The following is an 8,908-nucleotide window of genomic DNA, read 5'->3' as shown; positions in this document are numbered from 1 at the left end:
TCAGGCACATGTAGAACAGCATCAGTCCCAGCGCGCTCGAGAAGATGCCCATGGTCACGGCAGCGGTGATCGACGCCGTCGTCGGATGCAGCGTCCAGGGGCGGTCGATGATGAGCGATGCCGGCAGCAGCACCATGCCGCCGAAAAACAGCGAGCCGCACGCCACCACCATCGGATCGTAGTCGGACAGTCGAAGTCCGAAGATCGTGGCGCAGGCAAACGAGATAGTGGCGAGCAGGATCGCGATCTCGGCGACAATCTCGCTGCCGAAACTGTGCAGCGCGTCGAGGCCGACGATCACGGCGGTGCCGGCGAGCCCGAGGATCGCGCCCGCGAGCTTCAGGAGGGTCGCCGGCTCGTGGCGCGTGATGGCCCAGGTGATGAGGAAGGCGAAGATCGGCGTCGTCGAGGCCAGCACCACGGTGTTGGACGCCGGCACATATTGCTGCGACCAGGTGATGATCAGGAACGGGATGGTCGAATTGATGGTCTGCTGGAATGCGAACAGCTTCCAGGCCTTCGCGTCGGTCGGGATCGACAGCCCGCGAAAACGCAGGATCGCGTACAGGAAGGCGGTCGCGATCAGCGAGCGCGCCGAGATGAAGGTGATCGGCGGGATCGAGCCCAGCCCGATCTTGGTCAAGGGATAGGTCGAACTCCAGAGGCAGGCGAGGCAGAGCAGCAGCACATAGTCGCGCCAGCCGCGCGCGGGCCGCTCGGTCGTGGGCGTGTCGGACGTTGTCGCGGCCGCCGTTGCGTGGCCCGTCCTCGCTGTGCTCTGCGGCACCCTGATTGGCTCCCCGCGCGTTGACGCGCCGAACCAGTCATAGCGGGGGAGCGCAAAAAGGAAAGGCGGCGAGCTATGCGTTTGGCTGCGGGGGCTTCCGCTTCACCCGCTTGATGGTGCCGGAGAAGGTGAACAGCGTTCGCTCGCCTGACGTCAATTGTCCCCGCAGGAAGATCAGCGAGCCTCCGGCGCGGGTGATCTCGCCGGTGCCGACGATGAGTTCGCCCTCGCGTCCCGCGTCGAGGAAGTCGCAGGCGAAATTTACGGTCACGCCCGGCCCCTGCAGGATCGGCGAGGCGATCGCGAACAGGCAGTAATCGGCGAACGCCATGAAGCAGCCGCCATGGACGTTGCGAGAGCCGTTGAGATGCTTTTTCTCGACCCGGAAGGCGGAGCGGATGCTGCCGTCCGGCTCCTGGCGATGCCAGAAGGGGCCATTGTGAGTCTCAAAGCTGTCGCGGCTCCAGGTCCGCCAACCCGTGAACTCGCCCTCGGTGCCGATATGCAGGTCGGGGCGGTGGGAAAATGCCGATTTGGTGGTGTCGTGCAAGGAATGAGGCCTTCAATTGCTGGTGTTTTGCCCTTAAATCCGATCCGTCCCCGCCGTGCAATTCCTGTTCCTGCAGGCCCCGGCCGCAAATCGTGGGACAGCGGGAAAATGCGTCATTTGGGGCTTTTCCCGTTCCTCCGATCTTCCTAAGAACGGCGAGGTCCCGCCGAAAGCGACGAATCCATGCTCAAGAACGAACCGCAGATTACCCCCGAACTGGTCGCCGCCCACGGGCTGAAGCCGGACGAGTACGAGCGTATCCTGAAGCTGATCGGGCGGGTGCCGAGCTTCACCGAGCTCGGGATTTTCTCGGCGATGTGGAACGAGCACTGCTCGTACAAATCCTCCCGCATCCATCTGCGCGGCCTGCCGACGAAAGCACCCTGGGTGATCCAGGGCCCCGGCGAGAACGCCGGCGTGATCGACATCGGCGACGGCCAGGCCGTGGTCTTCAAAATGGAGAGCCACAACCATCCGAGCTACATCGAGCCGTACCAGGGCGCGACCACTGGCGTCGGCGGCATCTTGCGCGACGTCTTCACCATGGGCGCGCGCCCGATCGCCTGCCTCAACGCGCTGAGCTTCGGCGCGCCCGAGCACGCCAGGACGCGGCATCTCGTCTCCGGTGTCGTGGCGGGCATCGGCGGCTACGGCAATTCTTTCGGCGTGCCGACGGTCGGCGGCCAGGTGCGCTTCCACACCCGCTATGACGGCAACATCCTGGTCAACGCGATGGCGGTCGGTCTCGCCGACGCCGACAAGATCTTCTACGCGGCGGCTTCCGGCGTGAACATGCCGATCGTCTATCTCGGCTCCAAGACCGGCCGTGACGGCATTCATGGCGCCTCGATGGCGTCGGCCGAGTTCGACGACAAGTCCGAGGAGAAGCGGCCGACCGTGCAGGTCGGTGATCCCTTCGCCGAAAAGCTCTTGCTCGAAGCGTGCCTGGAGATCATGGAGAAGGGCTGCGTCATCGCGATCCAGGACATGGGCGCGGCGGGGCTGACCTGTTCGGCCGTCGAGATGGGCGCCAAGGGCGACCTCGGCGTCGACCTCGATCTCGACGCGGTGCCGACACGCGAGACCGGCATGAGCGCCTACGAGATGATGCTCTCCGAAAGCCAGGAGCGCATGCTCATGGTGCTCAAGCCCGAGAAGGAGAAGGAGGCCGAGGCGATCTTCCGCAAATGGGGGCTCGACTTTGCGGTCGTCGGCTACACCACGCCGACGAAGCGCTTCTGCGTCAAGCACGGCGGCGACCTCATGGCCGACCTTCCGATCAAGGAGCTCGGCGACGAGGCGCCGCTTTATGACCGCCCGCATGTGGCCTCGCCCGCGCTGCCGGTGGTGCATGCGCGCGAAGTGGCCACGCCGATCGGCATCGGTGCCGCGCTGGAGAGGCTGATCGGCACGCCGGACCTCTGCAGCAAGCGCTGGGTCTGGGAGCAGTACGATCACGTCATTCTCGGCAACACCGTGCAGCGTCCCGGCGGCGACGCCGCGGTGGTGCGCGTGCAGGATGGGCCGAAAGGCCTGGCGCTCACCGTCGACGTCACGCCGCGCTATTGCGAGGCCGATCCGTTCGAGGGCGGCAAGCAGGCGGTGGCGGAAGCCTGGCGCAACATCACCGCGGTCGGCGGCAAGCCGCTCGCGATCACCGACAATCTCAACTTCGGCAATCCGGAGCGGCCCGAGATCATGGGCCAGTTCGTCGGCTGCCTGAAGGGCATCTCGGAAGCCTGCCGCACGCTCGACTTCCCGGTCGTGTCCGGCAACGTCTCGCTCTACAACGAGACCAACGGCCGCGCGATCCTGCCGACGCCCTCGATCGGCGGCGTCGGCCTGCTCGACGATTTCACCAAGTCGGCCTCGCTCGCATTCAAGGCCGAGGGCGAGGCGATCCTGTTGATCGGCGAGACCCATGGCTGGCTCGGCCAGTCCGTCTATCTGCGCGACGTCTGCGGCCGCGAGGAGGGCGCGCCGCCGCCGGTCGATCTCGCCGCCGAGAAGCGCAACGGCGACGTCGTGCGCGGCATGATCCATGCGGGCACCGCGACCGCGGTGCATGATCTGTCCGACGGCGGCCTGCTGGTCGCGCTGGCCGAGATGGCGATGGCGAGCAACATCGGCGCGCGGCTCTTGGCCGCTCCTGCCGCGCTCGTGCCGCACGCCTGGTGGTTCGGCGAGGACCAGGCGCGGTACGTCGTCACCGTGCCCGAAGATCAGGCCGGTCTCGTGCTCGCCAAGATGCGCGGCTGCGGCGTGCCCTGCGCGCGCATCGGCACCACCGGCGGTGACGCCGTCGCGATCTCCGGCGAGACGCCGGTCGCGGTCGATCGCTTGCGCACCGCGTTCGAGCGCTGGCTGCCGGACTACATGGGCGGCAAGGCGGCCTGAGGCGTCACCGCATTCTCCGTCATTGCGAGGAGCCAACGGGTCCGCGCGGGGCGCGGCCCGATGACAGGCTACGCGACGAAGCAATCCAGAATCTATCCGCGGAGAGACGCTGGATTGCTTCGCGTCGCTCGCAATGACGTGTTGAAGCAGCGTGCTTCACAGCACCCGCTTCGCGCCTGGCAGCATCCGCAAGACCGCCGTCGCGGCCCAGCTCAGGATCACCGTCAGCACGAACGCGATCATTGCCTTCGCGATCGCGGGCCAGTCGTGGTCGAACAGCCAATACTGCAGCCACAGCACGATCGGATAGTGCACCAGGAACATGCCGTAGGCGTCCGCCTGCATCGGGTCGAGCAGCCTGGCCGAGCCCGATCGCCTGAACCGCTGGAAAAAGGCCAGGATCAGAAACATGATGGCGACGCTGAAGACGGTGACGCAGACCGCGTAAATGGCTTCGTACCAGTTCGGTAGTGGCGATGGATTCCCCAGGACTTCGCGCTTGACGAAGATCAGCGCCCACAAGAGGCAGTACGGAACGATCGCCAGCACCGTCCACTCCCAACTGACCTCCGCCATCCTGCCGTCGGCTGCGAGCAGCCCGCGCTCCATATTCGCAATGCCGATGCCGGCGCCGAAGAAGAAGTAGCTCGCATAGAGCATCACGCGCCCGTGCTGGACCGAGAATGGACCGAACTCGAACCAATCGCTTGGTCCGAAGTACATCAGCCCGGGGACATAGAACGCGGCGGTGAGGGCCAGCATGACCGCGAAGAATTCCGCGGGGCGCCGCCGCCCGCGCAGCGAGAGGCGGTTGACGGGATCGAGCAGGTGGGGCGACAGCCGGCATAGAACGCATGCGACCAGATCGAAGGCGAACAGGACCCAGAGGAACCAGATCGGTCCGCTTGGCCACGGGCCCTTCGTGATCGTAGTCCACCAGAACTGCGAAAAGCCGATCTCGGGATGATGCCGCAGCGAGATCGCGTAATAGGCGAGCGGTATGATCGTGAATGCGCAGATCGCGAAGGGTATGCCGAGCCGGCGGAGGCGGTCTGCCAGATAGTCCTGGGGCCCCTTGCGGGCGATTCCCGACCAAGCAAACAAACCGGACAGGAAGAAGAACATCGCCATGAAGAAACTGTCGGTCGCCAGCACGATCATGTCGAAGCCGATCCAGGACGCCGGATCGGTGTGGCCGAAATGGGTGTAGGGAATGACGGCGTGATGCAGCAGCACGACGAGCGTCAGGAACGTGCGCGCGCGATCGAGTGCGACGTTGCGGGGCGTCGCCTTCGTATGGCCGTGCGCGTCCGTTGCCGTATGCAAGGCTGAAATCATCGCCCCCGGTCTCGTCCTGGCCGGAACCATATTCCAACAAGTTCCGGCCGCGCACGCTCTCGTGAGTCGTTGGTTTCGGCTCGCCCTGCGTGCCTCCGGCTTTGCGTTCCCGTTGGGAACCCGTGCCCTGCTTCGCCGTTAGGGCCCACGAGTTCGTCTGACGGCCGCCGGAGACGGCGCCGATGTCCGGAGCAAGCCATGACAATCCTGAAATGGGCGCTGATCTTCCTGCTGATCTCGATCGTTGCCGGTCTGCTCGGCTTCACCGGCCTTTCGGCCGCATCCGCCGACATCGCCCGTTTCCTGTTCTACGTCTTCGTCGTGATCTTCCTGGTGCTGCTGATACTCGGGCTCACGATCTTCCGGGCGTAGCGATGACGTGACGTCCATCGGCCTCGTCATGGCCGGGTTCGACGATCTCTGTTGGAGCTTTACCCCACTTCCTCGATCTTGACCTTGTCCGGATAGAAGGCGAGGCGGCCGGCGATCTCCGCCATCGCGGGAAATGGCGTCTCGTAGGTCCAGATCGCGTTGTCCACCGTCTTGCCGTTGGCCCTGACGCTGTAATAGCTGGCATCGCCCTTGTAGGGGCAATGGGTGGTGCGGTCGGTACGCTCCAACAGCGCCATGTCGGCGTCCTCCCGCGGTACATATTGCACGGCGGGATACTTCGCCTCCTTCAGCGTCAGCGCGCTCGTGGTGTCCGCGATCACGACATCGCCGGCGGTCACCCGCACGCGGCGGGGATTGGGAGTGATGGTGATGGGGTGGTCGGGGCCGGGAAGCTTCATGATTTCACGCCTTTTCGCTCGATCGTCCGCGCGCGGCACCTTGTCGTGCCTTTATCCCGCTGAATGAGGGAGTATAGTGCGCGAAAGGCTGACCTAGAAGGCCGATCACGCTAAGTTTGGACGGCCGGTCCCGGGGACGCAGGCGCTGATTCGAGAGCCTCGATGTCAGGGGCAACTGAAGGAGTGATAGCAGAATGCCAATGGACGCCCACGATATCGAGGCGATGATCAAGGCAGCGATCCCCGATGCCGAAGTAACCATCCGGGACCTCGCCGGCGACGGCGACCACTATGCCGCGACCGTGATCTCGGCATCCTTCCGCGGCAAGTCCCGCGTCCAGCAGCACCAGATCGTCTATCAGTCGCTGCGCGGCCAGATGGGCGGCTTGCTTCATGCGCTGGCGCTGCAGACCGGGGTGCCGGAGGGCTGATCTCTTCGCAAACGAGGGCGGGCATGGCTGCGGACAATCCTCGCGGCGCGATGTTTCGTGTCATCGTGCCGAACCAGCACAGCCGCGTCACCTATGCGGAGCTGTTCTTCGATCTCGTCTTCGTCTTTGCCGTCACCCAGATCTCGCACACGCTGCTCGGCCGCTTCACGCCGCTCGGCGCGGTTCAGGTCACGCTGCTGTTCCTCGCGGTGTGGTGGGTCTGGGTCTACACCGCCTGGGTCACCAACTGGCTCAATCCCGAGCTGACGCCGGTCCGCATCCTGCTGTTCCTGATGATGCTGGGCGGGCTCGTGCTGTCGACGACGATCCCGACCGCGTTCGAGGGGCGCGGTCTGTGGTTCGCCGTCGCCTATGCCGCCATGCAGGTCGGGCGGACGGCGTTCTGGCTGATCGCGACGCCGGCGCACCGGACCCTGGTGCGGCACAATGCGATTCGCATCCTGGCGTGGCTCTGCGTCTCCGCCGTGCCGTGGGTCCTGGGCGGCTTTGCCGAGGGGCGAGCGCGGCTGTGGCTGTGGGCCGCCGCGATCGCCTTCGAATACGTCGCGCCGGCGTTGCGTTTCTGGGTCCCCCGGCTCGGTCCGTCCTCGGTCGAGGCCTGGGCGGTCGAGGGCGGCCACATGGCCGAGCGCTGCGCCGGCTTCATCATCATCGCGCTCGGCGAAGCCGTCGTCGTCAATGGCGCGACCTTTGCCGAGCTGAGCTGGACCGCGGAGAACATCTTCGCCTTCCTGTCGGCGCTCGTCGGCAGCATCGCGATGTGGTGGGTCTATTTCCACAAGGGCGCCGAAGCCGGCTCCGAACAGATCTCGAAGTCCGCCGAGTCCGGCCGGCTGGCGCGGCTCGCCTACACCTATCTGCACATGCCGATCGTCGCCGGCATCATCCTCACCGCGGTGTCGGACGAACTCGTGCTCAAACACCCCACCGGCCATTCGGACGTCAGGACCGTGCTCAGCGCGATCGGCGGGCCGCTGTTGTTCCTGGTCGGCACCATCCTGTTCAAGCACGCGATCCGCGGCTTCCTGCAGCTTTCGCACGGCGTCGGAATCGTCCTTCTTCTGGTGCTGAGTTATTTTGCGGCCGATTTCTCGCCGTTGTGGTTGTCGATCGCGACAACGGCCATCATGATCGCGGTCGCGATCTGGGAGTCGGTCTCGCTGCGGTCCAAGCCGGAGGAAGTCGAGGTTTGAACCGCGGACCGGCGCGGCGACGGCTCACTCGGCCGCTTCGAGCGCGTGCACCGAGAACATTTGCGCTGCGTCGGTCCAGGTCTGGCGCAGCCGCCAGCCCGCGCCGCGCGCCAGGCCTGCGAAGCGATCGAGGCTGTACTTGTAGCTGTTCTCGGTATGGATGGTTTCGCCGGGGCGGAACGCAAAGCTCGTGCCGAGCATGCGCACGGTCTGGCTCTTCCGGCTGACGAGGTGCATCTCGATGCGGTGGTGCTCGCGATTGTAGATCGCGCGATGGGTGAAGGCCGACAGGTCGAAGTTGCCGCCGAGCTCGCGGTTGATGCGGACCAGCACATTGAGGTTGAACTTCGCGGTGACGCCCGCGGCATCGTTGTAGGCATCGTGGAGCACGCGCTCGTCCTTCTCGAGATCGGCGCCGATGATCATCAGCGCGCGCTCGCCGAGGATATTGCGCGCGCTCTTCAGGAAGCCTCCGGCCTCATGCGGCTCGAAATTGCCGATGGTCGACCCCGGAAAGAAGCCGACCTTGGGCAGGTCCGCCACTGCGGCCGGCAGCGCGAACGGCGCGGTGAAGTCGGCGGCCACCGGATGGACGGCGAGCGAGGGGAAATCCCTGCGCAGGCCGCTCGCCTGGGCGTGGAGGAAGTCGCCGGAGATGTCGACGGGGACGTATGCGGCGAATCTGCAATGTTCGAGCAGCAGCCGGACTTTTGTGGTCGCACCGGCGCCGAACTCGACCAGCGCGGCATGTCGCGGAAGGATCGCGGCGATCTCGTTGCCGCGTTTCCTCAGGATCGCAAGCTCGGTGCGCGTCGGGTAATATTCCGGCAGGCGCGTGATCGCCTCGAACAATTCGGAGCCGGCCGCGTCATAGAAATATTTCGGTGACAACCGCTTGGGTTGCTGCGACAGGGCTTCGACGGCGTCGCGGGCAAAGGCGGTGGTCTGTTCGTCAGGAAGGTGCGCTTCGGCCAAGGCGCTGGCATGCACATTCATGATACTCTCCTGAACGCGCTTTCCGGCGCGCCGTTGTCGTCGATGAGAACTCAGTCGTAGTCGGCGAGGCGCAATCCCGTGAACTGCCAGCGGTGGTGCGGATAGAAGAAGTTGCGGTAGGAGATACGGCTGTGCCCGCTCGGGGTTGCAAGCGAGGAGCCGCGCAGCACGAGCTGGTTGACCATGAACTTGCCGTTGTACTCGCCGAGCGCGCCCTCGATGGCGCGATAGCCCGGATAGGGCGAGTAGGCGCTGCGGGTCCATTGCCAGACGATGCCGAAGACATCGTTGAGCTGGCCGGCGCGGGCGGCGACCTCCCATTCCATCTCGGTCGGCAGATGCTTTCCCGCCCAGCGCGCGTAGGCATCGGCCTCGTAGTAGCTGACGTGACAGACCGGCGCGTC

Annotated in this window: 10 protein-coding genes; 4 read left to right on the top strand and 6 right to left on the bottom strand. The window is 65.3% G+C overall.

All coding sequences use genetic code 11. From position 1 onward, the window contains the following. Together KGM94_RS20600 and KGM94_RS20595 are read right to left on the bottom strand one after the other, a co-directional pair. The coding region (locus tag KGM94_RS20600; RefSeq protein WP_300263524.1) for an EamA family transporter at window positions 1-787 on the bottom strand (787 nt) is incomplete at its 3' end. A 73-nt stretch (window positions 788-860) separates the two neighbouring features. Then, window positions 861-1,337, bottom strand: coding sequence for a PaaI family thioesterase (locus tag KGM94_RS20595; protein ID WP_300263522.1), 477 nt, complete (start codon window positions 1,335-1,337; stop codon window positions 861-863). Window positions 1,338-1,520: 183 nt separating this feature from the next. On the opposite strand from KGM94_RS20595, the gene purL reads away from it, so the two are divergent. Continuing rightward, on the top strand, window positions 1,521-3,734 hold the full coding sequence (gene purL, locus KGM94_RS20590) for a phosphoribosylformylglycinamidine synthase subunit PurL (RefSeq protein WP_300263520.1): 2,214 nt from the start codon (window positions 1,521-1,523) through the stop codon (window positions 3,732-3,734). Between the two features lie 156 nt (window positions 3,735-3,890). Here purL and KGM94_RS20585 read toward each other — a convergent pair whose 3' ends face one another. Next, entirely contained in the window at window positions 3,891-5,072 is a 1,182-nt protein-coding gene (locus KGM94_RS20585) for an acyltransferase (protein ID WP_300263518.1), read from the bottom strand. A 198-nt stretch (window positions 5,073-5,270) separates the two neighbouring features. Here KGM94_RS20585 and KGM94_RS20580 point away from each other — a divergent pair, with 198 nt between their 5' ends. Further along, on the top strand, window positions 5,271-5,444 hold the full coding sequence (locus tag KGM94_RS20580; protein WP_300263517.1) for a DUF1328 domain-containing protein: 174 nt from the start codon (window positions 5,271-5,273) through the stop codon (window positions 5,442-5,444). Window positions 5,445-5,503: 59 nt separating this feature from the next. On the opposite strand, the gene KGM94_RS20575 is transcribed toward KGM94_RS20580, so the two are convergent. Further along, on the bottom strand, window positions 5,504-5,863 hold the full coding sequence (locus tag KGM94_RS20575) for a DUF427 domain-containing protein (RefSeq protein ID WP_300263515.1): 360 nt from the start codon (window positions 5,861-5,863) through the stop codon (window positions 5,504-5,506). Between the two features lie 194 nt (window positions 5,864-6,057). Between KGM94_RS20575 and KGM94_RS20570 the strand changes: the two genes are divergently transcribed. After that, entirely contained in the window at window positions 6,058-6,294 is a 237-nt protein-coding gene (locus KGM94_RS20570; protein ID WP_300263514.1) for a BolA family protein, read from the top strand. 23 nt (window positions 6,295-6,317) lie between these two features. After that, a complete protein-coding gene (locus KGM94_RS20565; protein WP_300263512.1) occupies window positions 6,318-7,508 on the top strand; it encodes a low temperature requirement protein A in 1,191 nt (396 codons plus the stop codon). A 24-nt stretch (window positions 7,509-7,532) separates the two neighbouring features. On the opposite strand, the gene egtD is transcribed toward KGM94_RS20565, so the two are convergent. After that, on the bottom strand, window positions 7,533-8,504 hold the full coding sequence (gene egtD / locus KGM94_RS20560; RefSeq protein ID WP_300263510.1) for an L-histidine N(alpha)-methyltransferase: 972 nt from the start codon (window positions 8,502-8,504) through the stop codon (window positions 7,533-7,535). 50 nt (window positions 8,505-8,554) lie between these two features. Beyond that, the coding region (locus KGM94_RS20555; RefSeq protein WP_300263508.1) for an SUMF1/EgtB/PvdO family nonheme iron enzyme at window positions 8,555-8,908 on the bottom strand (354 nt) is incomplete at its 5' end.

Source organism: Bradyrhizobium sp. (assembly GCF_028868675.1).
GTDB lineage: Bacteria > Pseudomonadota > Alphaproteobacteria > Rhizobiales > Xanthobacteraceae > Bradyrhizobium.
The sequence above is the reverse complement of the archived record's forward strand: the minus strand, read 5'-3'. Positions and strand labels throughout refer to the sequence as shown.

Coding starts and splice junctions, on each gene's coding strand:
- purL (WP_300263520.1), top strand. CDS start 1,521: ATGCTCAAGAACGAACCGCAGATTACCCCCGAACTGGTCGCCGCCCAC.
- KGM94_RS20585 (WP_300263518.1), bottom strand. CDS start 5,072: ATGATTTCAGCCTTGCATACGGCAACGGACGCGCACGGCCATACGAAG.
- KGM94_RS20580 (WP_300263517.1), top strand. CDS start 5,271: ATGACAATCCTGAAATGGGCGCTGATCTTCCTGCTGATCTCGATCGTT.
- KGM94_RS20575 (WP_300263515.1), bottom strand. CDS start 5,863: ATGAAGCTTCCCGGCCCCGACCACCCCATCACCATCACTCCCAATCCC.
- KGM94_RS20570 (WP_300263514.1), top strand. CDS start 6,058: ATGCCAATGGACGCCCACGATATCGAGGCGATGATCAAGGCAGCGATC.
- KGM94_RS20565 (WP_300263512.1), top strand. CDS start 6,318: ATGGCTGCGGACAATCCTCGCGGCGCGATGTTTCGTGTCATCGTGCCG.
- egtD (WP_300263510.1), bottom strand. CDS start 8,504: ATGAATGTGCATGCCAGCGCCTTGGCCGAAGCGCACCTTCCTGACGAA.